Source organism: Acidiluteibacter sp. (genome assembly GCF_055129545.1).
Genome location: NZ_JBSRUB010000025.1, coordinates 43,776 through 65,808, shown reverse-complemented (window position 1 = coordinate 65,808; position 22,033 = coordinate 43,776). Strand labels below are relative to the sequence as shown.

Sequence of the window (22,033 nt, the reverse complement as noted above, 5' to 3'; positions counted from 1 at the left end):
AGTAGAAATATTAAGGTCTATATAAATAGTAGAATGTAAGAGTTTGCAAGTGCATTTTTTTATCTCAAAATGGAATAAAAGCGCTATAAAATTAGCATATTCGCAGTGTGAGAAAAACTGTTATATCTATATTGTCTTTTCTATTCCTATTCGGCTGTTCCAACAAAAAAGAGCAATACAAAGATGTTTCTATTTTTAGGTACAATGAGCCCAATGGCATAACTTCTTTAGATCCTGCATTTACAAGAAACTTAGAAAATATTTCTGCTGTCAATCAATTGTTTAATGGATTGGTGCAAATGGACGAAAACTTGAATGTAATTCCTTGTATCGCTAAAAGTTGGGAAATATTAGACTCAGGAAAAGTGTATCGATTTCATTTGCGAACTGATGTACTATTTCATAAAAGTGAATTGTTTACATCAGAATCAGATCGAATCGTTACTGCCGATGATTTTGTATACAGTTTTAATCGATTAGTAGATGAAAGTTTGGCATCCCCAGGATCATGGGTATTTAATTTTGTAGGAAGGGATGAAAAGGGGCATTATTCATTTCAAGCAGTCTCAGACACCATTTTAGAAATTCGATTAAAAACAGCATTTCCGCCATTTTTGGGAATACTAACAATGCAGTATTGTTCGGTAGTTCCTGAAGAAGTTATCTCGCATTTTGGAGAAGATTTTAGACAACATCCAATAGGTACTGGGCCATTCCAATTTAAATTCTGGAGTGAATCCAATAAGTTGGTTTTTTTAAAAAATGAGTCCTATTTTGAAATGGATGAAGCGGGTAATTCACTCCCCTATTTAGATGCTGTGAATGTAACCTTCAATAAGGATGAAGAAGTCGCCTTTTTGAAATTTTTAAAAGGAGATTTAGATTACATCTCAGGATTGAATGGAAGTTATAAGGATGAAATTTTAAACTCTAATGGAGCATTGAAAGCTAAATATTCTGATCGTGTAAGAATGATTACAGTTCCTTATTTGAATACCGAGTATTTAGGTTTCAATTTGCAGTCGAAAGAAATTATTGAAGGAACTTCACCTTTAAAATACGCGCAAGTCAGGCAAGCCATTAACTATGGTTTTGATCGGGAGAAAATGTTGTTGTATTTGCGGAAAGGGATAGGCACTCCTGCGAATAAAGGTTTTATTCCAAAAGGGTTGCCAGGTTTTTCAGATGAAAATATTGGGTATGATTACAGTCCTGAGAAAGCAAGGCAATTGCTAAAAGAAGTAGGCTATGATGATAAAAATAAAATTCCAATAGTAGTATTAAATACCACGGCTCAATACTTGGATTTATGTGAGTTTATTCAGCACGAACTGAAAGAAATTGGAATAACGCTTAAAATAGAAGTGAATCCTTCAGGAACACACAACGAATTAGTGGCGCAAGGAGCATTTTCATTTTTTAGAAAATCGTGGATTGCCGATTATCCTGATGCAGAGAATTATTTGGCTTTGTTTTATGGTAAAAATTTAGCTCCAGATGGACCAAATTATACCAGATATGTTTCTGAAGAATATGATAATTTGTATCTGAATGCTCTAAATGAATCTAATGATAGTACAAGAGTGGCCTTGTATTTTGAAATGGATAAAATGATCATAAAAGATGCTGCAATAGTGCCGCTCTTTTATGACCAAGTAGTTCGATTTGTGCCTAAGTCCCTTGAAGGAATTGGTGTAAATCCGATGAATCTACTTTCTCTGAAAAGAGTGAAGATGTAATTTTATTTAGTAAATAATCCTCTCAATAAAGAGAGTACAAAAAGTACTATAAAGATAAAAAATAGGATTTTTGCAATTGAAGCAGCTCCGGCGGCAATTCCCCCAAATCCGAATACAGCAGCGATTAATGCAATTATAAAAAATGTGATTGTCCAACGTAACATAATTTTAAGTTTTAAAGGTTATACTTATATTGAAGCAATAAAAAATCCAAAATAAAACAAAAAGCGATTTTAGTTTGATTTTTAGATTGTTATGATTTTTGTGTTTGCGTTGACTGAATGAATAGATTAAAATGTGGCACTTTTTTTCTTCAAGATTGAGAAAATAGTACTCACTTTGCCGGAAATAAATATTAAAAAAAGAAACTCTTTAACCTAAAATTCAATGCGCTTTAATAAATTACTATTTCTAACTTTTTTGTTTTTTATTTCGGTTGAATCGAATGCAGGTCAAGATAAAACATATCAGGAGTGGAAAGCCCTTTCGGAAGAATACCGAGATATTAATGATAGTTTACACTATTTATATGCTTCAAAAGCATTATCTAGTCTAAAAAAAGAGGATAAGCAATATCTGTCTTCTGTGATAAATACTGCAATGGCAGCAGCAAAGATTTCCATGATGGATACTTCTGAAGGGTTACTGAACCGAATAAGTGACGACTTATATCGGAGTAATGATAGTCTCTTGCTCTCTCAATATTATTATACACGTTCAGTGCTTTCTCAGAAAAAGGCTCAATTGATTAGAGCCGAAAATGAAATTTTGAGGGCTATTGATTTTGCCAAACCGAATCATGCTTTAGAGTTGGCTCGTGCTTATAACACCTATGCCTCTATACTATTTCGTAAAGGCAAACAAGATGAGAGTTTAAGTACATTGTTTAAAGTCAAGAACCTCTATACTAAAGATTCTTCCATTGTTCTAGAATTTGCAAATAGCAATAATAACATTGGAAATATTTATCAAGAAATGTCGATTTATGATAAAGCGTTGACTTATCATAGGATGTCAATGAAATTGTATAGAGAGAAAGATAAATCAGCTAGTTTGTTGATTTCTTATAATAATATCGCAGTCTCTCAAACCATGTTAAAGAAATATGATAGCGCACTGTATTATTTGAATCTAATCCTTATTGATACCAACAACTTCGTAAACTCTCATATAAACAGTAAGGCCTATTTGAATAGAGGAATTATCTATATGAATACGAAGAAATATGACAAAGCTGTTGAAAATCTGTATCAATCAAAATTAATTTGTGAGAAAAATAATGATAAGGTGGGTAGTATTATCGCCTTGTTTAATATCGGGGAGAGTTTTATAAATAGTGGAGAATTAGATAAAGGAGAGCTTGTTTTGAAGGAAGCTTTGAAGTTGACACAAGAAATAGGAGTTAATCGTTACTATTCTGAGGTTTATACTCGACTAGTTCGATTAAGTATAAAGAAGAACGATTACAAGGCAGCATATAAATATCAAGAAGCTTATTCAAGCTATAAAGATTCTTTATATGATAAAGTAGAAGTTGAGGTACTAGAGAACTTAGAAGTAAAATACAATCAAGAACGTCAAATATTTCGAGATAGTCTCGAGCGTGTAAGAGAGAATAATATTATCGCTTTGACTCAAGAGAAGCGAGTTCAGCAGTTAGAAAGCGAACAGAATATAAGGAACCTGTTAAGTATTTGTTTGCTGTTTATTGCTGGTTTATTGTTCTTGATTTATAGTAAATACAGGTCTCAGAAACGGAGTAATGCTATTATTGACGCCACGAATGAGGAACTCAAACGTACATTAATTAGTAAAGAAGAAAAGGAAGTCCTCTTGAAGGAGATTCATCATCGGGTAAAAAATAATTTGCAGATCATTTCTAGTTTGATGCGACTACAATCCAATACAAGCAGAAGTTATCAGTTGAAAGCCAATTACCAAGAAATGCAAGGCCGGATCAATTCTATGGCATTGGTTCATCAACAGCTATATGGCTCAAAGGATTTTACAACAATTGATGTAGAAGAGTACATCAATACTTTGGTGGATCGAGTACAGAATGTATATTCAAGTGAAGGCATAAGTGTGGTTAAGCAGATTGATATAAAGGACTTAACGATAGAGGAGCTAATTCCTTTGGGGTTGCTGATTAATGAGTTGTTGACCAATTGTTTTAAGTATGCTTTCAAAGAAGATAGTGGTGAAATAGAGATTATTGTGAAATTTATTGAAGGGAAAAGATTTCTATCTATTGAAGATAATGGAATTGGACTGGAAGACCCTGAATTTTCATTTAATAAAGGAACGTTTGGTGCTGAACTTTTCAAAACATTGGTGGAGCAATTGGACGGAAGTTATCAATTGAGCTCAATAAACGGGTTGAAAGTCGAAGTCTACTTTTAAGGAAAACGTCTTAATTGTAAATGGTTAATTATTAATTGTTAATTGTTAATGGTTAATTATTAATTGTTAATGAGTGTTTTGTCGAAACAATTTATTGAAATGAAAAGTGAATCAAAACGATCAGCGTTATTTAGTTGAGATCAAACCTAAATAAAGAATGGTCAGCTATTAATAATTAACACCTAATCATTAACAATTGACCATTCACAATTAACCATTATTAAGGTTACTTCATTTCCTCTGCACGCTTGATTCGCTGCATTGGGTTCTCTTTTTCTTTCTCTTCTTTTTCTTTGTATAATTTGAAACGACTTGGTTCCACTCTCGCCGGCCAATAGTTATTGTTTCTATTGATGTCAGCGGTTTCCAAGTTTGGATCTAAATTTACTGCCACCACTTCTTTCTCGAAATAGAATAATTTCTTAATGCTTTTGTCACCCATTCTCCATATTTCAGCAGGTATGTATTCCTTGGTTTTACTACCGTCTGTAAATTCAAACTCTACTATTATAGGCATTGGAATTCCACCAGGAGTAGAAAAGGTAACATCATATAAATTCAACGGTTGATCTAAAGTTGATTTCTGAGTATCATCCAATGAACTCATATAGGTTTCATATGCTTTTTCATCAATTTTTGTTGGTTCAAAAGGATCATATGAGTTGTAAAAGTCATTTGCTTTTTTATCAGTGACCACTACATTCTTAGCTTTGAGTTCTTTGTTTCTGATGGTTCCGATAAAAGCTTCTTCATCTTTTTTAGCTTGTTCTCCCTGAAATGCCATCTCTTTTGATGGATTTCTAGAATCGACTTGCAACCATTCTACCTTATCAATTGACAAATCAACATGGTCTGTCGTAAAAAACCATCCTCTCCAAAACCAATCTAAATCTACTGCGGATGCATCTTCCATTAATCGGAAGAAGTCAGCAGGAGTAGGATGCTTAAACATCCAAGTTTTCGAATATTGCTTGAAAGCATAATCGAATAATTCTCTACCCATTACTGTTTCTCTCAAAATATTTAACGCTGTTGCAGGTTTCCCGTATGCGTTATTCCCAAATTGGAAAATAGATTCTGAGTTGGTCATAATTGGAGAAATATTGCTTTTATCTCCTTTCATGTAATCTACAATTTTATAGGCTGGCCCTCTTCTTGAAGGATAGTCAATGTCCCATTCTTGCTCCGCCATGTATTGGCAAAAAGTATTCAATCCTTCATCCATCCATGTCCATTGACGTTCGTCTGAGTTGACAATCATTGGGAAGAAATTGTGTCCTACCTCGTGAATAATAACTGAGATTACACCATATTTAGTTCGCTCTGTATAGGTGCCATCTTTTTCAGGACGACCATAGTTGAAGCAAATCATTGGGTATTCCATTCCGATGCTTTTTGCATTGACAGATATTGCAACTGGATAAGGATAATCAAACGTATGTTCAGAATAACTTCTCAAGGTATGCGCAACAGCTCTAGTAGAATATTGCTCCCACAAAGGATTTCCTTCTTTTGGATAATAGGACATGGCCATTACAGTTCTGTTTCCAAACTTAACCGCCATAGCATCCCACATAAATTTACGTGAAGAAGCAAATCCAAAATCACGCACATTGGAGGCTTTAAACTTCCACGTTTTTGTTCCTTTCGCTTTCTCTTTTTCGTTTTCCTCGGCTTCTTCTTGAGTGATGATCAATACAGGCTCAGTTGTGTTTTCACGCGCCTCAGCAAATCGCTTTTTCTGAGTAGAAGTCATTACATCAGAAGTGTTTTGTAACTCACCAGTTGCAGCTACCACATGGTCAGAAGGAACTGTAATGTTTACTTGATAATCGCCAAAAGGTAAAGTAAATTCTCCTCTACCTAAAAACTGCTTGTTTTGCCACCCTTCCGCATCATTATAGACTGCCATTCTTGGAAAAAACTGAGCAATCGTATACAAGTAATTGTCTTCCTCTTCGAAATATTCATATCCAGATCTACCGCCAATTTTCATACGATCGTTGATGTTGTACCACCAATCAATTTTAAATGAAGTCGTCGCTCCAGGTTTTAGAGGTTGAGGTAAATCAATACGCATCATTGTCTTATTGACCGTATAGTCCAATTTGTTTCCTCGACTATCGGTTACTTTCTCTAATTTGAATCCTCCATCAAATGGATTAATGTACTTATCCAACGCTTCAAAACTTAAGCTGTCGCCAATACTCATCGATTGAATCTTACGTGTGTCAGAATCTTTCGCTCGCATATTCTGATCCAATTGTACCCATAAATAAGGTAGAATGTCGGGAGAGTTGTTGGTATAAGTTACCGTTTCAGATCCAGAGATTCGCTGCTTCTCATCGTCCAACACAATGTCCATCACATAATCTGCTTTTTGCTGATAATATTTATACCCTGGGTAACCAGATGCCGTTCGGAATGCATTGGGAGTTGGCAATTCATCGTACAGTTGCTTGAAGTAACTTTTATTGGTGTTGTCGCTTTGTGCAAAAGAAGAAATGGTTAGTAATAGTGCGCTGCTAAAAGAAATTAAGTATCTGTATTTCATATATTAAGATATGATCTGTTTAATAAAAAGAAAGGTTGAGACAACAACAGCTAATGTGCTTAGTGTGTTCTTCCACCAATTGAATTTAATTTTTAAAATCCTTAAAAGTAAGAATTGTATTGACAATAGAATGAAAACGAATAGTATTTGACCTGCTTCTACCCCTAAGTTGAATGCCAATAAAGGTTGAACGATGGATGCATCTTTGCCCAATAAGGACTGGAAAAAGTTGGAAAAACCCATTCCATGAATTAGTCCGAAGCCCAAAGCGATGAGGTAACTAGTTGTTTTAGAGTTTAAAGTTGTTTCTTTTCGAATTAAATTATAGACTCCGGTTATGAAAATGGTCACAGGAATTAATAATTCAATAACGGTTGGATTAAATGGGATTATTTTTAAGGAGGCCAATGCCAATGTTAAGGAATGCCCAAGGGTGAAAGCGGTGACTAAAATCAAGATTTGTCTGTAATCTTTTATCGCAAAAGGAGCCATTAATGCTGTAATGAAAAGCATGTGGTCAAAACCATTGAGGTCGGTGATGTGGTCTAAGCCTAAAGTAAAATAGATGCCGAAATCCATTATAATTCAAGTAAAAAAGAAGTTGTATTTTTTGTTAGAATTGCACTTTCTTCAACTCCCTTTACATTTAAATGAATCAAGTTTTTCTGCTCCGGAAATTGTGCAGTAAAAATTTGATTATTAATTTTTATTGATTTGATGTCCGGTACATCTTTTATTTCTAGGTAACACCAACTGACATCATTCTCCAATTCTTTACCCAAGTAATTTATTTTTTTTAATTGATCGTTTATTTCAACGGAAAATTGATCGGAGAGGTACTTTTCAATTTCAGAATCCGCATCTGTGTCTTTTGTAATTTTTACTGGATGCTTAGCGAATTTAGAAGTCGATATTTCTAGGTCGTCTGTGAATAGTTTTAAAGTAACTTCTATGGCTTTAGTCTTCTGGTTGTAGTTGACTTGAGTAATGCTTACATAAAATTTATGTGCACTCGCAGCTTGCGCTGAAACTATTAAAAGCAGTATTAATCCCCATTTTTTCATTGCTCAAAAATAACAAAACTCCCATCATGCAATTGGAAATCTAGCCGACTAAAAGGAAGAATTTAATTTTTGTTCATTTATTTATGTAGATATGCTTTGCAGTTGAAGCCATAAAAGCATAAATTTGGGCTCATTAAAAAATCCTTTTTAAAGAAAAAATAAAACGCAAATAATGAGTGTTCTAGTAAATAAAAATTCAAAGGTAATCGTTCAAGGATTTACCGGTAGTGAAGGAACTTTCCATGCAGGTCAAATGATTGAGTATGGTACAAATGTAGTAGGTGGAGTAACTCCAAGCAAAGGTGGACAAACTCATTTAGACAAGCCGGTTTTTAATACGGTATCTGATGCAGTGAAAGAAACAGGAGCTGACGTTTCCATCATTTTTGTGCCGCCAGCTTTTGCTGCTGATGCAATTATGGAAGCTGCTGAAGCAGGTATCAAAGTGATTATTTGTATTACTGAAGGAATTCCTACGAAGGACATGATCGCAGTAAAAAATTACATTTCTGATAAAGATTGTCGTTTAATAGGTCCTAATTGTCCGGGTGTGATTACTCCAGGAGAAGCGAAAGTGGGCATTATGCCAGGTTTCGTTTTCAAGAAAGGAAAAATCGGTATCGTTTCTAAGTCCGGTACTTTAACTTATGAAGCAGCTGACCAAGTAGTGAAAGCAGGTATGGGAATTACTACTGCAATTGGTATTGGTGGAGATCCAATTATTGGAACTACTACTAAAGAAGCAGTTGAGTTATTAATGAACGATCCAGAAACTGAAGGCATCATCATGATTGGTGAAATCGGTGGTAATATGGAAGCTGATGCAGCTCATTGGATTAAAGAAAACGGTACAAAACCAGTAGTTGGTTTTATCGCTGGTCAAACTGCTCCTGCAGGAAGAACAATGGGCCACGCAGGTGCAATTGTTGGTGGAGCTGATGATACGGCTGAAGCTAAAATGAAGATTATGGCTGCTTGTGGTATTACTGTAGCAGAATCTCCTGCTGAAATTGGTAAGAAAATGGCTGAATTGATGGGCGTTACTGCTTAAGATTCTCTGAAACATAAATAGTTGAAGCCCTTTATCTCGGAAGAGATAAGGGGCTTTTTGATTTGGTAAAAATGATTCATGTAGAGATTTATTACATTTGGTACTCTCTAGGTGTTATAGATTTATGAAAAGAGCAAAGACCAATTATATAAGTTATGTTTTGAGAGTAATTTCATTGTTCATTTTAATTTTACCTTCATTTTTCATCACTAGCACTACAGTTACTATCTTGAAGTTCGAGTTAATTCCGGTTATAATATTTGTGTTCTTATTCTTGATTGTTCTATTCTTAGGACTGAATATTTATCAAGAGCCAAATTTTCTTGCAATAAAAGATGAACGATTACTACTCGGTTATTTTCCTTTTATATATTCTAAAAGATTTAATAAGGTAGATATAGTCGGTTTTAGTAAATCGGAAAAGTCTTATTTGAAGGGAGTAGGAATTAGGTCAATATCTTTTCCCATTTATATTTTGTACCTCAAGTCGGGAAGGAAATTTCATTTTATTGATTATAATTTTAAGCAAATGTGGGAGATTAGTAAATTAATGAAATCCATTGGAATTAAATTTCTTGGAGAAGAAGTTGAAAAGTATCGATTTCAGTTTGTTCGCAAATACAAATATTCGGAAAATTAGGATAGAAATGACTAGAAGGCTATTTGAAATTATATCGAAGTGAATTGTTTATATTTATCTCTACTAAGATTTTACAACCGTCTTTACCTATATTTATATTCATGAAAGGTTGGATGTCCTGTAATAGTAAAAATTAAAATAAGTGGATGAGTAAAATGGAAGAAATTAGTTCTGCCTTAATTGAAAATCGAATTTACACTTTTAGAGGTGAGCAAGTAATGATTGACGCAGACTTAGCAGCGATGTATCAGGTAGAAACTAAGGTGCTTAATCAAGCGGTAAAAAGAAATGTAGAGCGTTTTCCAGATGAGTTTCGTTTTCAACTTGACGAAACTGAAAATGAAACCTTACGGTCACAAACTGTGATTAAATCTTTAAGGTCACAATCTGTGACCTTAGAAAATGAAAGGGGTAAGCATAGGAAATACTTGCCTTATGTTTTTACCGAGCAAGGAGTAGCAATGTTATCCGCAGTTTTAAGAAGCGAAATTGCAATAAAAGTAAGCATCCAAATTATTAATGCATTCGTGCAAATGCGAAAAACAATTGGAAATCACCAGCAGCTATTGCAATTATCTAATGATTTTGTAAAGTATAAATTGGAAACTAATTTGCAATTTGAAAAAGTGTTTAAAGCCCTAGAAGCACCAGAAAAAGAAAGTAGTCAAGGGGTGTTTTTTGACGGGCAAACGTATGATGCTTATGATTTTGTGAATAACCTGATTAAGAAAGCTGAACACAGTATTGTACTAATTGATAATTACATCGATGATAGTGTTATTACACAATTGACCAAGAAGAAAGCGGATATTAAAGTATATCTACTGAGTAAAACCATCTCTAAAAAACTACTGCTAGATATTGAAAAGGCAAATACCCAATACCCTACATTTGTTGGTGTTTCTTTTGATAAAGCACATGACCGATTTTTAATTCTAGATCATAATGAGGTTTATCATATAGGAGCCTCATTGAAGGATTTAGGCAAGAAATGGTTTGCCTTTTCTAAGTTAGAAATTGATTCATTTACCATTCTGCAATCTATACAAGGATTAATAAAAGTAAGTCATGAATAACTAAGTTCGACTATCTCCAACATTCTCTATATTTTATCTCCACTTTTCTTACCATTTTATACCGAAATGAAAAATAATACAGTCTAATATCGGCAATGCCTCATAATACTGTTTATTTTAGCAATCGGCATTTACCACTGTAAGATTAAAAAAATGAGACCATTTTTTTAATCACATAGGTATTACAACAGTCTTTACTTATATTTGATAGTTCGAATTCGATTAATACAACATACATGAAATTATTAGAAGGAAAGGTAGCCTTAATCACAGGAGCTACAAGAGGAATTGGAAAAGGAGTAGCAGTAAAGTTTGCTGAGCAAGGTGCTCAAGTGGCTTTTACTTATGTATCATCTCCTGACAGAGCAGCCGAAGTGGAAAAGGAATTAGCCGCTTTTGGTGTAAAAGCGAAAGGTTATCAGTCTGATGCCGCAGATTATGCACAAGCAGAAAAATTGATCAATGACATCGTTGCAGAGTTTGGAACGATTGATATCGTAGTGAACAATGCAGGTATTACTCGTGACGGTTTATTGATGCGAATGTCTGAAGAGAACTTCCAACAAGTAATCGACGTGAATTTAAAATCAGTATTCAACATTACCAAGCATGTACAGCGCACCATGTTGAAACAACGTTCTGGCTCTATCATCAACATGAGTTCAGTAGTAGGAGTAAATGGAAATGCAGGTCAATCGAACTATGCCGCTTCTAAAGCAGGGATTATCGGATTTACGAAATCTATCGCGAAAGAGTTAGGATCAAGAAATATTAGATGTAATGCCATCGCTCCCGGATTTATTGCTACAGAAATGACTGCAGAATTGGGAGAGGAGGTTATGCAAGGTTGGTTAAAAGGAATTCCTTTGGGAAGACCAGGAACAGCTGAGGATGTAGCCAATACCTGTTTGTTTTTGGCGTCTGATTTATCAGCTTATGTATCAGGACAAACGATTAATGTTTGCGGTGCAATGCTGACTTAATTTATTGCAATTAATGCTTGAGTAATTGAGCTATAAATACCTATTAAAGATCTTATTTTGGATTTTTCTATCATCACAAAATACCCCCTTTGGTTTATTCTATTTTGCTTGACCTTAGGGGGTATTTACACTTTTATCCTGTATTGGAACAATAAGAAACACAGCGAATTTGTCGGATGGCAAGTGAAAGGATTGGCTACGCTTCGTTTTGTTGCGGTATCCGTCTTGGCATTTCTACTGTTGTCGCCATACATCAAACATTTGGAGAGAGAGATTGAGCCTCCGATTGTGCTTTTTGCACAAGACAACTCTCAAAGTATATTACTCAACAAAGATTCTAGTTTTTACAAAACAGATTATTTAACTCAGCTAGAAGAGTTAAAAAAGCAGTTGAGTGGAGATTATGAATTGAAGACCTACACTTTTGGTAATCAATTGGAAGAAAGTGGCACCATTGATTACACTGCTCAACAAACAGATATTTCCAATGTTATCGATGAAATTGAGAATCGTTTTAGCAATAGAAATGTAGGTGCCTTAATATTGGCTTCGGATGGAATCTACAATACGGGTTCAAATCCATTGTTTCAATCGGCTAATTTCAACTTTCCCATTTACTCCATTGTTTTAGGAGATACCAATATCAATAAAGACATTCAAATCTCTAAAGTAATCGCCAATAAGATTGCTTTTAGAGGAAATCAATTTCCAATTTCGGTAGCAATAAACGCACAAAAGTTGGCTGGAAAAACATCGAAATTAACGGTTTCTCACAATGGCTCTATTTTGTATTCAGAAGTAATTTCCATTGATTCAGATGATTTCTTTAAAGAGCAGTCCATTTTATTGGAAGCAAAGGAGGTTGGATTACAGAAGTATATCGTTTCCCTTTCGGAAGTAGATGGAGAAATGAGTTTGGTCAATAATAGTAAAGCCATTTACATTGATGTACTCGACGGGAAAGAGAAAATATTAATTGTGGCCAATTCTGCGCATCCGGATGTAGCTGCAATAAAACGAAACATTGAGCGAAATGAAAATTATGAAGTCGATGTCAAACTAATCGATAAACTGGACACCAAAACAGGAGCATATAATTTGTTGATTTTTCATGGAATCCCCACCAATACGGCTCAGTTAGCAAAGGTGAAATCACTGTTAAATAATCAGTCTGCTTTGTTTGTTGTGTCCAGTCAAACTGCTATTCCAATCTTAAATGAACTAAAGCTGGGTGTTTCCATTTCAGCTCGGGGCAAACAAACCAATGATGTAACAGGGATTCAGAATCCGACATTTCCATTGTTTAAGCTAGAAGAATCGGTTGGTAAACAAGTCGCCAGTTTCCCCCCGTTGGCTTCGCCTTTTGGTGAAGTATCCATTAGTAAACCTTCATATACGCTACTTTATCAGAAAATTTCGAAAGTAGAAACCCAAACTCCTTTGTGGTTTTTTATACAAGACGAAAATCAGAAATTAGGTTTTGTATTGGGAGAAGGATTGTGGAGGTGGAGTTTAGCGGATTATGAGCGAAATCAAAGCAGTGCGAACTTTCAGGAATTAATGGGAAAAACGGTTCAATACCTTTCTTTAAAAGTGGATAAGAGTTTATTTCGCGTGACCACTAAAAATGATTTTCTTGAAAATGAATCCATTGTTTTTGATGCTGAATTGTACAACGAGAGTTATGAGTTGGTAAATGAACCGGAGGTTAGTTTGTTGATTCGAAATACAGACGGGCAAGAATATTCGTTTAGTTTTACTGCCACCAACCAACGCTATTATTTGAATGCAGGAAATCTTGCGGTAGGCGATTACACCTATTTAGCTACCGTTAATTATGGCGGAAAACAATTGAAAGAAACAGGAACGCTATCTATTTTGCCTATCGATGTGGAAGGGAATAATTTGCAAGCGAACCTCGGATTGATGAAAGAAATTAGTGAGCAGAATGGAGGAAAAAGTTTCTTCCCAAATCAAATGAGCGAGATTATAAAAGAGTTAGAGTTAAGAGAAGACATCACGTCGATTTCTTACTCACAAGTGAAACTCTCAGAATTGATAAATTTAAAATGGATTTTCTTTTTAATTTTAGGCTTGCTCGCTTTAGAGTGGTTAGTTAGAAAGAGAAATGGATCGTATTAAAATAAAAAAGATGATAAAGAATTTTTGTTTTGCAGTAATTTTTGGATTATATAGTGTTACTTCAATTGCGCAAGTAGAAAGAGAAAGAGTGGAAACCGCTCCTATTGATAGAGAACCGAGTCAGTTGATAAAAGGAGAATATGCCGAATTGGATACCTACATCAGAGAGGCGTTTAAAAACTATGGAATTGCTGGCATGAGCGTCGCCATAGTGAAAGACCAACAAATTGTTTTTCAAAATGCTTACGGATTAAAAAATAAGGAAACAAACACTCCGATGGATGTGAATGCTGTTTTTGGAATAGCCTCTTTAAGTAAAGCATTTACTGCAGCAGCTATTGGTATGTTGGTAGATGAAGGTAAATTGAAATGGGACGATAAAGTAGTGGATATTCTACCTTCTTTTAAGTTGTATGATGACTATGCCACTCAAAATTTCACAGTTGAAGATTTGTTGGCGCATCGTTCAGGTTACAATACATTTGATGGTGATTTGCTGTGGTACGGAACAGATTATTCTCGTGCAGAAATCATGAATAGAATCTCAGAATTGCCAAATAAAACCTCTTTCAGAAAGGAATATGGTTACAACAACATCATGTTTATTGTAGCCGGTGAATTAGTGGCGAAAGTAAGTGGCATGAGTTGGGACAAATTTATTGAAACCCGTTTCTTCCAACCTTTACAAATGACTTCTTCAAAAACATCTACTAGTAAATTTACTAAAGCTGATAATTTAGCGATTCCACATGTAAAAGGAACAGCTTCATTGTTCCTGAATTACGACAATTCTGGTGGTGCAGCAGCATTAAATTCTAGTGTAATGGATTTAAGTAATTGGTTAAAAATGTGGACCAATAATGGAATTTATAATGGAGACACTTTATTGAAATCAAACACAGTAAAGCATCTTCTTTCACTTCAAACACCTCAATCTGTTTCCAATTTTGATGAATCAAATAGCATTCATTTTAAAGGATATGGATTGGGTTGGTTTTTGTTCGATTACCAAGGTAAAAAAGTAGCTCATCACGGTGGCGGATTACCAGGCTTTATTTCTAAAATCGGATTTGTTCCAGAAGAAAACTTAGGTTTCGTAATTCTAACGAACGATGAATCATCTTTGCCGGCAGCATTAATGTATAAAATTCTAGATGAGTTTTTAGAAACCAAAGACGCTAGAGATTGGGCAGATTTATATTTAAAGTCTTCTGAGCGATATGAAAAGCGATTAGAAGAAGATCGTAAGAAAGTGATAGATGCTAGAAATAAGAAGTTGAAGCCAACTTTAGACTTAGAGAAATATGCGGGTGCCTATGAAGACAAGATGTATGGTAAGGCAATTGTGACTTACGAGAAGAAGCAATTGAAGCTGGTATTAGTTCCTGCTAAAGAATTGTTCTATAGTGAAATGACGCCATGGGAAGGTGATGTATTTCAAATCAAATTTAACGATGGATTTTTGCCAGAAGGTTATGTTAAGTTTGAGGTAAAAGATGGTACAGCTGATGGATTTACTATTGATTTACCAAATCCCGATTTCCATTTCTACCACCTGAACTTTAAGAGAGTAAAGTAGGAATGTTCTTAGTAAAATCTAACAAACTAGTTAATCAGAATGTGTAAGCGAAAAGTTCTAAATGACGGTATAGTTATTCATGTAATTTTTGCTTTACTCTTTGCTTATGTCTTATTAAGAGCGGTACTTGTATTTTATGTCAATGATGAAATCATGACTAAAAATGGGTACATGATTGATTGGAATTTCCTACCTTATACCGGTTACATTGATGCCAATAACCACTTTGTCCTGAGTTTTTTGGGTGGACTGTTTTATAGAATATTTAATTCTGAATCTATTTGGATTATACGTTTACCAAGTATTTTAGCATTCCCTTTGTTTTATTATTCTCTAGTAGGATTTAAAAGGTATCTAAAATCAAACTGGAGTATTTTATTTCTAATTGTAAGCGTTTGTTGCACTAGTTTTTTCTTAGAGTTTTTCAGTATCGCTAGAGGTTATGGTCTGTCTTTTTCATTCATGACATTTGCTTTATTACAAACCACTTTCTTTTTTGAAAATACGAATTCTAGAAATGTTGGTATGGCCACTTTGGGTTGGTTGTTGGCCATTTATACAAACTTATCTTTATTGCCAATAGCTTTGTTTGGAATATTGTTTTTGCTTCTTTTTAGCCTTCAAAAAAAGCAAATGTGGGGAAAAGTATTCACTGTTTTATCGTTATTTCCAATAGCAATTGCAGTAAAGTATTCTTTAGACCTCCAGAAAGTAGGGAAGTTATATTTAGGAGCTGAGTCTGATTTTTATGCCACTACAATTCAATCTTTATCCAAGTTAATGTGGAAAAGCGGTAGCACTTGGTTAGATGTTCTATTAACTGTTATTTTTTTACTGCTGAGTGCCCATCTTTTTTATAGCGTGATTCGAAGTAAGAATCTGTTTGATGGTAAAAATATATTTCAAATTTTCTTATTTGTTGGAGTAGTAGGAATCTTATTACAGAATTTAGTTTTTGGAATATTCTATCCTGAAAATAGAGCAGCAGCTTATTTGGTTGTTCTGTTTTATGGCAGTCTTGCTTTTATAATTGATCAATTTTCACAACGATGGCTGTATGTTCCAATTACTGTTGTTACGCTGTTTTTCTTTTGGGTAAATTTTAATTTCACCCATACCATGATATATTATTATGAGCATGTAGATAAGGAGCTGTTTAGCTTAATTCCAGATGAAGTGAATGGAACACCACCTGCAACGGGTGCTCGTTTTTGGCAATTGGATGATGAAATCACAAAACAAGAAGAATATCCCATACGGGCATTTCAATTGGCCCGTTCAGAGAGCGACACTTTGTTTGATTATATAATTCAACTGGAAGAATTGAGGCCTAATATTCGAGAATTGTATCATGAATTACATGTAGATACGATCTCTAAATTGATTCTATTTGAGCGAAATCAATTTTTGAAGCGTAAAAAAATAAATGAGTTTAATATTAATTTTGACGGGAAGGAGCAATTCTATAATTTAATGCCCAATCAAAAAAAATCGCCTATTTATATTAGGTGTAGTGGGGTGTATTTTGATGTAAGTACTAATAGTTCGTTTCCAATTATTTTTTCAGTTGAAGATTCCGTAACCCATGAAGGTTATAACTATGGCGGATTTGGGCCATTTACTAGTTCCAAAATTGCTGAGGATAAAACTATAAAGTTTGATTTTCTTTACACAATTAATACATTTCCTTCTTCAGCTATCTTGAAAACATATATATTTAACCCTCGAGAGGAAATGATAAAGGGGGAGTTAAAAATCGAAGTATATGAGATTCCGGGACAGACAAAAAGTAATCATGCTATTGAAAATGAATTATAAAACCGATTCTGTTTAATGAAAATAATTTTTTCAATCTTATTGTGTTTCGTTTCCAATTATTGGTTGGTTGCCCAAAATGGAATGGGTTTCTCTTCTGATAATGATAAAAAGGTGGTATTGATGCAACAAGCTTCTGTAGGTGAAATTTTACTCCCTTTCAGAATGATTAGTCTTGATGCAGACGATGTTGATTATGCCGCATTTTATGGAAAAACGGTGGTCATTAATGTTTGGTCTACTTGGTCAAAACCATCAAAAAACCTGATTCATTCTTTTGATTCTATCAGTGCAATAATGGCAAACGACACCCTAGAGTTTTTAAAAATTTCTGTTGATCATAATTTAGATGATTGGTTCGCCTACAGCGATACTTTGCCCTCTCAGAGTAATCACTATTGGGTGGGAGATAGTTACCGAAATTCAATGATGTGGTTTACCTTAGAATCAGTAGAGCTATCCCAAACTGAAAATATTGTAGTATCAAGTCTTCCAAGGTTTGTAATCATTAATCCGGACGGAAGCATTAAGAATAACAATGCAAGCGCACCCAATCAGCCTGAGTTTATAGATGAAGTTTTAAAATAGTAATTTATCTAGGAACAAAATCTAATACCAAAGAATTGATGCAGTAACGCAAGCCGGTTGGGTTTGGGCCATCATCAAATACATGACCGAGGTGCGAATTACATCGGTTACATTCTACTTCAGCTCTAACAATTCCCAGGCTTCTATCCACTGCTTCTACAATGCTTTTGTCATTGTAAACATCGTAAAAGCTTGGCCATCCGGTTCCTGATTTAAATTTTGTTTTGGAGTCAAATAGTGGATTTCCACAAACTGCACAAGTGAAAATCCCGTCCCCTTTAAAGTCATTATACTTTCCAGAGAATGGACGTTCTGTTCCTTCTTCCATCGCTATTTCGTAAACATCACTAGGAAGTGTTTTTTTGTACTCCGCTTTTGTTAAAACAGGTCTCAATTTAATTTCTTTATTCGATTGGTCTTCGTTCTGGTGAGTGTCTTGCGCACAAGCACTTAAAAGTAAACAAAGCATAATGCTTAAGGTGAAAATCTTTTTCATATAAATGAGTTTTTAATAGATGCTTAGAGTGTAGATTATAAACCATTAAATTAGCACTCTTGTTTAAAACAATTACGTAAAAAAAATATTAAAAGATTTAAATAAATGGGAGTTAGCTTAATTACCTATGTTGGCAAATCCACTGGAATTAATAAAGAGTCTGTCGAGGCTACAATTCAGCTTCTAGAAGAAGGTGCAACCATTCCTTTCATAGCTAGATATCGAAAAGAATGGTCTGGAAATTTAGATGAAGTTCAAATAGAAAATATTCAAACGGAAAAAAATCGATTCGAAGAGATCGAAAAGCGAAAGGCTACTATTTTAAAGTCCATTGAAGAACAAGATAAGCTAACGGAAGAATTGAAAGAAAAGATCCTAAACTGTCAAGACTTGACAGCTTTGGAAGATATTTATTTGCCATACAAGCAGAAGCGATCAACCAAAGGATCTGTAGCCAAGGAAAAAGGATTAGAACCTTTAGCTAAAATAATGATGGCTCAGAATCTCACTTCATTGGATGAGGTTGCTGAACGATATCTGACTGATAAAGTAGAGACCGTTGAAGAGGCGTTATCTGGAGCAAGAGACATTATCGCTGAATGGTTGAATGAGAATGAATACATCCGTCGGAACATTCGTTGGATGTTCGAAAAAGGAGCCCTCATATCCTCAAAAGTGATAAAAGGCAAAGACGATGAAGGTGAAAAATTTAAAGATTATTTTAAGTGGGAAGAGCCATTAAAGCGAATTCCATCCCACCGATTTCTGGCAATTTCTCGAGGTGAAAGTGAAGGGTTTTTAAGGGTAAAGATTGCCATTGAAGAAGAGCAAGCGTTGAATAAAATTGAACAGGCTTTCATAAAAACAAACAATAGAGAACTGAGAGAACAATTACAATTAGCTGCAAAAGACAGTTTTAAAAGGTTGATCAGCTCTTCAATAGAGACGGAGTTTAAGAATACATACAAAGAGAAATCAGACCTAGAAGCAATCGATGTTTTTGCCAAAAATTTGAAACAGTTGTTGTTAGCGCCACCGTTAGGACAAAAGAATGTATTGGCCATAGATCCTGGTTTTAGAACTGGCTGTAAAGTTGTTTGCTTGAATGATTTGGGAGATATTGTTTACAACGAAACGATTTATCCTCATCCACCTCAAAATGAAAGTGCGATGGCGGCAAAAAAAATAAACACCATTGTTAGCCGCTATAAAGTAGAAGCCATCGCAGTCGGAAATGGAACTGCAGGACGAGAGACGGAGCGATTCATTCAAAAGATGCGTTTTAATGAAGCAGTTGAAGTTTATGTCGTGAATGAAAATGGAGCTTCTATTTATTCGGCTTCAAAGGTTGCAAGAGATGAGTTTCCTCAATATGACGTCACTGTTCGTGGGGCAATTTCTATCGGTCGGCGATTGATGGACCCATTGGCGGAGTTGGTAAAGATTGATGCAAAATCTATTGGTGTTGGACAATACCAGCACGATGTGGATCAAAAATTACTGAAACAATCGCTCGATAGGGTAGTAGAAAGTGCGGTAAATAAAGTGGGAGTGAATGTTAATTCTGCATCTCAGCATTTGTTGCAATACATTTCTGGGTTGGGGCCTCAGTTGGCGCAACGTATTGTGGATTATCGATCAGAGAATGGAACATTTGAATCTAGAAAAGAGTTGTTAAAAGTAAAAGGAATGGGGGCCAAGTCTTTTGAACAGGCAGCAGGATTTTTAAGAATTGTTGGAGGTACGAATCCATTGGACAACTCGGCTGTGCACCCTGAACGATACGATTTAGTGAAGAAAATGGCAAAGTCAGTCAGTGTTTCTGTTGATGAATTGATCAGAAATGAAAAAGCAATTGATCAAATCGATTTTCAAAAGTTTGCATCTTCAGAGATTGGGCTTCCCACATTAAATGACTTGAAAGAGGAATTGAAAAAACCGGCTCGTGATCCAAGAAAGGGGATTAAGCTGTTTGAGTTTGATAAAAACGTGAGCAAGATTTCTGACCTTGAAATTGGAATGGTTTTGCCCGGAATAGTAACCAATATTACCAATTTTGGTGCGTTTGTAGATATAGGGGTGAAGCAGGATGGATTGGTTCATATTTCCCATTTAGCCAATCATTTTGTCGCTAATCCAAATGAAGTGGTTAACTTACAGCAAACCGTAAAAGTGAAAGTAATTGAGGTGGACGAGTCAAGAAAACGAATTCAATTAAGCATGAAAGAAGCATGAAAAAGTCAGTAATTCTCTTTTTATTTTTTATTTCCTTCCGCGGATTTGCGCAGTTGGATGAAGTAATGTATCTGCCTAGTTTTGAATTTAACCAAGGGGTTTATTTAAGCTTCGATGAATTCAAAAATAATCAACCAAGAATTACTGAAGGATTGCAACGAAAGGGAGAATCCATTCTTATTTATGATGATTCTCTGAAAGAATACTTACCTGTTAATCCGGATAGAGTTTGGGGCTACTCTACTGGAAGAGGAGTTTATATTTCAGCTGAAGGTGATTTCAATCGATTGATATCTATTGGGGAATTTTCACATTTTGCTGCTTATGTCACTACTACTAGCTTTCGAATAGATCCTTATGGATTTCAAGTCCCGACTGAGAGCAGAACTTTAGTCCAATTTTTATTGAATTTTGACAATGGAAAGGTATTCACATTTACCTCAAAAAACACAGAGCCTATTTTTCAAAAAGATCCATCACTATGGAATGAGTACAAGAAATATAAAGGAAGAAAAGAAGAACGATTATTCATATTTTTAAGAAAATACAATGAAAGACATCCCATCTATTTCCCGATTAATTAGCGGAATTTTTATTGTTTTCACGATGAGTTGTTCTCCACCTTCAACTACAGATACGGAGAAAACTATAACAGAATTGATGCAGAAACAAGAAGTCTGTTGGTCTGCCGGTGATTTGGAATGCTTTATGGAACCTTATTGGCATTCTGATTCGTTGAAATTTATTGGGAGCAAAGGATTGACTTACGGCTGGCAGCAAACATTAGACAATTATAAAAAGTCCTATCCATCAGCTGAGGCCATGGGAAAACTGACTTTTACCAACCTTTATATCGAGCAATTAAGCAAAGATTATGTGAGCGTGATAGGAAAATGGCATTTAGAGAGGGCCGCAGGAAATCTAGAAGGTCATTACAGTTTGATTTGGAAAAGAATGGGTGGAATGTGGAAAATTGTAAGTGACCATTCTTCATAAAAAAACCGCCGCCTATATTGAAAGAGACGACGGCTAAACCTAAAAACTAATTTATATGAGAAGTCTTAACTCTTCGCACCTAATTTGAATTTTACTGTAAAATCATCATAGATCATTTTATCACCTAAACCTTCAAAAAATTGTCCTGAGCCGTATTTGATGTCATATTTAGTTCTGTTGATGTCAACAGTTCCAATAGCTACTAATTTGTTGTCTTCCATTTTGATAACAGCAGGAAAAGTTGTTGGGTGTGTAATTCCTTTGATGGTTAAGTCACCCGTAATTTCGTAAGTGTCTTGTCCTTCAGTTTTCTTTACACTTTTAATTTTCAAAGTAGAAGCAGTGTGCTTTTCTACACTAAAAAAGTCTTCTGATTTTAAGTGACCTTCTAACTTTCCTTTGTACTCACCTTCTAAGTCTGTACAGTTGATAGTATTCATGTCAAACTCGATAGTTCCCGATTTAATCATGTTGTTTTCTACCACGATTGATCCTTCTTTTACTGCAATAGTACCTGTGTGTTCACCAGTTACTTTTTTTCCAATCCACTCCAAATTAGACAGTTTGTTGTCTACTTTATACGTGTTTTTTTCTCCATTTCCTGCAAAAGTGATTGCAGCGATAGCCATAGCCATTGTTGATAATAAAATCTTTTTCATTTTTTTTAGTTTA

At 34.9% G+C, this 22,033-nt stretch carries 19 protein-coding genes; 13 read left to right on the top strand and 6 right to left on the bottom strand.

The window, feature by feature from the left end:
- Nucleotides 1–107 precede the first annotated feature (107 nt).
- Nucleotides 108–1,739 carry an ABC transporter substrate-binding protein gene (locus ACTB0X_RS12355; protein ID WP_463025341.1) on the top strand — a complete coding sequence of 544 codons (1,632 nt, stop codon included), beginning with the start codon at nucleotides 108–110 and terminating at the stop codon, nucleotides 1,737–1,739.
- Between the two features lie 2 nt (nucleotides 1,740–1,741).
- On the opposite strand, the gene ACTB0X_RS12350 is transcribed toward ACTB0X_RS12355, so the two are convergent.
- Nucleotides 1,742–1,903 carry a DUF1328 domain-containing protein gene (locus ACTB0X_RS12350; RefSeq protein ID WP_463025340.1) on the bottom strand — a complete coding sequence of 54 codons (162 nt, stop codon included), beginning with the start codon at nucleotides 1,901–1,903 and terminating at the stop codon, nucleotides 1,742–1,744.
- Between the two features lie 223 nt (nucleotides 1,904–2,126).
- Here ACTB0X_RS12350 and ACTB0X_RS12345 point away from each other — a divergent pair, with 223 nt between their 5' ends.
- The gene (locus tag ACTB0X_RS12345; RefSeq protein ID WP_463025339.1) at nucleotides 2,127–4,142 is read left to right on the top strand and encodes a tetratricopeptide repeat-containing sensor histidine kinase; all 2,016 of its coding nucleotides are present in this window, start codon (nucleotides 2,127–2,129) and stop codon (nucleotides 4,140–4,142) included.
- A 226-nt stretch (nucleotides 4,143–4,368) separates the two neighbouring features.
- On the opposite strand, the gene ACTB0X_RS12340 is transcribed toward ACTB0X_RS12345, so the two are convergent.
- The 3 genes from ACTB0X_RS12340 to ACTB0X_RS12330 are packed head-to-tail and all read right to left on the bottom strand — an operon-like array spanning nucleotide 4,369 to nucleotide 7,760.
- On the bottom strand, nucleotides 4,369–6,696 hold the full coding sequence (locus ACTB0X_RS12340) for a M1 family metallopeptidase (protein ID WP_463025338.1): 2,328 nt from the start codon (nucleotides 6,694–6,696) through the stop codon (nucleotides 4,369–4,371).
- 3 nt (nucleotides 6,697–6,699) lie between these two features.
- On the bottom strand, nucleotides 6,700–7,275 hold the full coding sequence (locus ACTB0X_RS12335; protein ID WP_463025337.1) for a HupE/UreJ family protein: 576 nt from the start codon (nucleotides 7,273–7,275) through the stop codon (nucleotides 6,700–6,702).
- The gene (locus tag ACTB0X_RS12330; protein ID WP_463025336.1) at nucleotides 7,275–7,760 is read right to left on the bottom strand and encodes a DUF6702 family protein; all 486 of its coding nucleotides are present in this window, start codon (nucleotides 7,758–7,760) and stop codon (nucleotides 7,275–7,277) included. The genes ACTB0X_RS12335 and ACTB0X_RS12330 overlap by 1 nt, the downstream gene beginning before the upstream one ends.
- Before the next feature lie 172 nt (nucleotides 7,761–7,932).
- Here ACTB0X_RS12330 and sucD point away from each other — a divergent pair, with 172 nt between their 5' ends.
- From sucD to ACTB0X_RS12290, 8 genes are all read left to right on the top strand, one after another.
- On the top strand, nucleotides 7,933–8,811 hold the full coding sequence (gene sucD / locus ACTB0X_RS12325) for a succinate--CoA ligase subunit alpha (RefSeq protein WP_463025335.1): 879 nt from the start codon (nucleotides 7,933–7,935) through the stop codon (nucleotides 8,809–8,811).
- Nucleotides 8,812–8,935: 124 nt separating this feature from the next.
- Nucleotides 8,936–9,451 carry a hypothetical protein gene (locus tag ACTB0X_RS12320; RefSeq protein WP_463025334.1) on the top strand — a complete coding sequence of 172 codons (516 nt, stop codon included), beginning with the start codon at nucleotides 8,936–8,938 and terminating at the stop codon, nucleotides 9,449–9,451.
- A 146-nt stretch (nucleotides 9,452–9,597) separates the two neighbouring features.
- A complete protein-coding gene (locus tag ACTB0X_RS12315; protein ID WP_463025333.1) occupies nucleotides 9,598–10,527 on the top strand; it encodes an ORF6N domain-containing protein in 930 nt (309 codons plus the stop codon).
- A gap of 236 nt (nucleotides 10,528–10,763) precedes the next feature.
- A complete protein-coding gene (fabG, locus tag ACTB0X_RS12310) occupies nucleotides 10,764–11,510 on the top strand; it encodes a 3-oxoacyl-[acyl-carrier-protein] reductase (protein WP_463025332.1) in 747 nt (248 codons plus the stop codon).
- A gap of 57 nt (nucleotides 11,511–11,567) precedes the next feature.
- Entirely contained in the window at nucleotides 11,568–13,652 is a 2,085-nt protein-coding gene (locus ACTB0X_RS12305) for a hypothetical protein (RefSeq protein WP_463025331.1), read from the top strand.
- A 10-nt stretch (nucleotides 13,653–13,662) separates the two neighbouring features.
- Entirely contained in the window at nucleotides 13,663–15,231 is a 1,569-nt protein-coding gene (locus tag ACTB0X_RS12300) for a serine hydrolase (protein ID WP_463025330.1), read from the top strand.
- Between the two features lie 39 nt (nucleotides 15,232–15,270).
- Nucleotides 15,271–17,049, top strand: coding sequence for a hypothetical protein (locus ACTB0X_RS12295; RefSeq protein WP_463025329.1), 1,779 nt, complete (start codon nucleotides 15,271–15,273; stop codon nucleotides 17,047–17,049).
- A gap of 15 nt (nucleotides 17,050–17,064) precedes the next feature.
- Complete coding sequence (locus ACTB0X_RS12290) at nucleotides 17,065–17,634, top strand: TlpA family protein disulfide reductase (protein WP_463025328.1); 570 nt, start codon at nucleotides 17,065–17,067, stop codon at nucleotides 17,632–17,634.
- A gap of 4 nt (nucleotides 17,635–17,638) precedes the next feature.
- Here ACTB0X_RS12290 and msrB read toward each other — a convergent pair whose 3' ends face one another.
- Nucleotides 17,639–18,130, bottom strand: a complete 492-nt coding sequence (gene msrB / locus ACTB0X_RS12285) for a peptide-methionine (R)-S-oxide reductase MsrB (RefSeq protein WP_463025327.1) — start codon at nucleotides 18,128–18,130, stop codon at nucleotides 17,639–17,641.
- Between the two features lie 105 nt (nucleotides 18,131–18,235).
- Here msrB and ACTB0X_RS12280 point away from each other — a divergent pair, with 105 nt between their 5' ends.
- From ACTB0X_RS12280 to ACTB0X_RS12270, 3 genes are read left to right on the top strand one after another with little or no spacing between them, the layout of a single operon-like run.
- Entirely contained in the window at nucleotides 18,236–20,365 is a 2,130-nt protein-coding gene (locus ACTB0X_RS12280) for a Tex family protein (protein WP_463025326.1), read from the top strand.
- Nucleotides 20,362–20,949 (top strand): hypothetical protein, encoded by a 588-nt coding sequence (locus tag ACTB0X_RS12275; protein WP_463025325.1) that lies wholly within the window; start codon nucleotides 20,362–20,364, stop codon nucleotides 20,947–20,949. Before ACTB0X_RS12280 ends, ACTB0X_RS12275 begins: the two co-directional genes overlap by 4 nt.
- Nucleotides 20,915–21,361: a YybH family protein gene (locus ACTB0X_RS12270; protein ID WP_463025324.1), complete on the top strand. Its 447-nt coding sequence runs from the start codon at nucleotides 20,915–20,917 to the stop codon at nucleotides 21,359–21,361. The genes ACTB0X_RS12275 and ACTB0X_RS12270 overlap by 35 nt, the downstream gene beginning before the upstream one ends.
- A 65-nt stretch (nucleotides 21,362–21,426) precedes the next feature.
- On the opposite strand, the gene ACTB0X_RS12265 is transcribed toward ACTB0X_RS12270, so the two are convergent.
- Nucleotides 21,427–22,020, bottom strand: a complete 594-nt coding sequence (locus ACTB0X_RS12265) for a YceI family protein (RefSeq protein WP_463025323.1) — start codon at nucleotides 22,018–22,020, stop codon at nucleotides 21,427–21,429.
- Nucleotides 22,021–22,033 lie beyond the last annotated feature (13 nt).

Coding starts and splice junctions, on each gene's coding strand:
- ACTB0X_RS12350 (WP_463025340.1), bottom strand. CDS start 1,903: ATGTTACGTTGGACAATCACATTTTTTATAATTGCATTAATCGCTGCT.
- ACTB0X_RS12345 (WP_463025339.1), top strand. CDS start 2,127: ATGCGCTTTAATAAATTACTATTTCTAACTTTTTTGTTTTTTATTTCG.
- ACTB0X_RS12340 (WP_463025338.1), bottom strand. CDS start 6,696: ATGAAATACAGATACTTAATTTCTTTTAGCAGCGCACTATTACTAACC.
- ACTB0X_RS12335 (WP_463025337.1), bottom strand. CDS start 7,275: ATGGATTTCGGCATCTATTTTACTTTAGGCTTAGACCACATCACCGAC.
- ACTB0X_RS12330 (WP_463025336.1), bottom strand. CDS start 7,760: ATGAAAAAATGGGGATTAATACTGCTTTTAATAGTTTCAGCGCAAGCT.
- sucD (WP_463025335.1), top strand. CDS start 7,933: ATGAGTGTTCTAGTAAATAAAAATTCAAAGGTAATCGTTCAAGGATTT.
- ACTB0X_RS12320 (WP_463025334.1), top strand. CDS start 8,936: ATGAAAAGAGCAAAGACCAATTATATAAGTTATGTTTTGAGAGTAATT.
- ACTB0X_RS12315 (WP_463025333.1), top strand. CDS start 9,598: ATGAGTAAAATGGAAGAAATTAGTTCTGCCTTAATTGAAAATCGAATT.
- fabG (WP_463025332.1), top strand. CDS start 10,764: ATGAAATTATTAGAAGGAAAGGTAGCCTTAATCACAGGAGCTACAAGA.
- ACTB0X_RS12300 (WP_463025330.1), top strand. CDS start 13,663: ATGATAAAGAATTTTTGTTTTGCAGTAATTTTTGGATTATATAGTGTT.
- ACTB0X_RS12295 (WP_463025329.1), top strand. CDS start 15,271: ATGTGTAAGCGAAAAGTTCTAAATGACGGTATAGTTATTCATGTAATT.
- ACTB0X_RS12290 (WP_463025328.1), top strand. CDS start 17,065: ATGAAAATAATTTTTTCAATCTTATTGTGTTTCGTTTCCAATTATTGG.
- msrB (WP_463025327.1), bottom strand. CDS start 18,130: ATGAAAAAGATTTTCACCTTAAGCATTATGCTTTGTTTACTTTTAAGT.
- ACTB0X_RS12280 (WP_463025326.1), top strand. CDS start 18,236: ATGGGAGTTAGCTTAATTACCTATGTTGGCAAATCCACTGGAATTAAT.
- ACTB0X_RS12275 (WP_463025325.1), top strand. CDS start 20,362: ATGAAAAAGTCAGTAATTCTCTTTTTATTTTTTATTTCCTTCCGCGGA.
- ACTB0X_RS12270 (WP_463025324.1), top strand. CDS start 20,915: ATGAAAGACATCCCATCTATTTCCCGATTAATTAGCGGAATTTTTATT.
- ACTB0X_RS12265 (WP_463025323.1), bottom strand. CDS start 22,020: ATGAAAAAGATTTTATTATCAACAATGGCTATGGCTATCGCTGCAATC.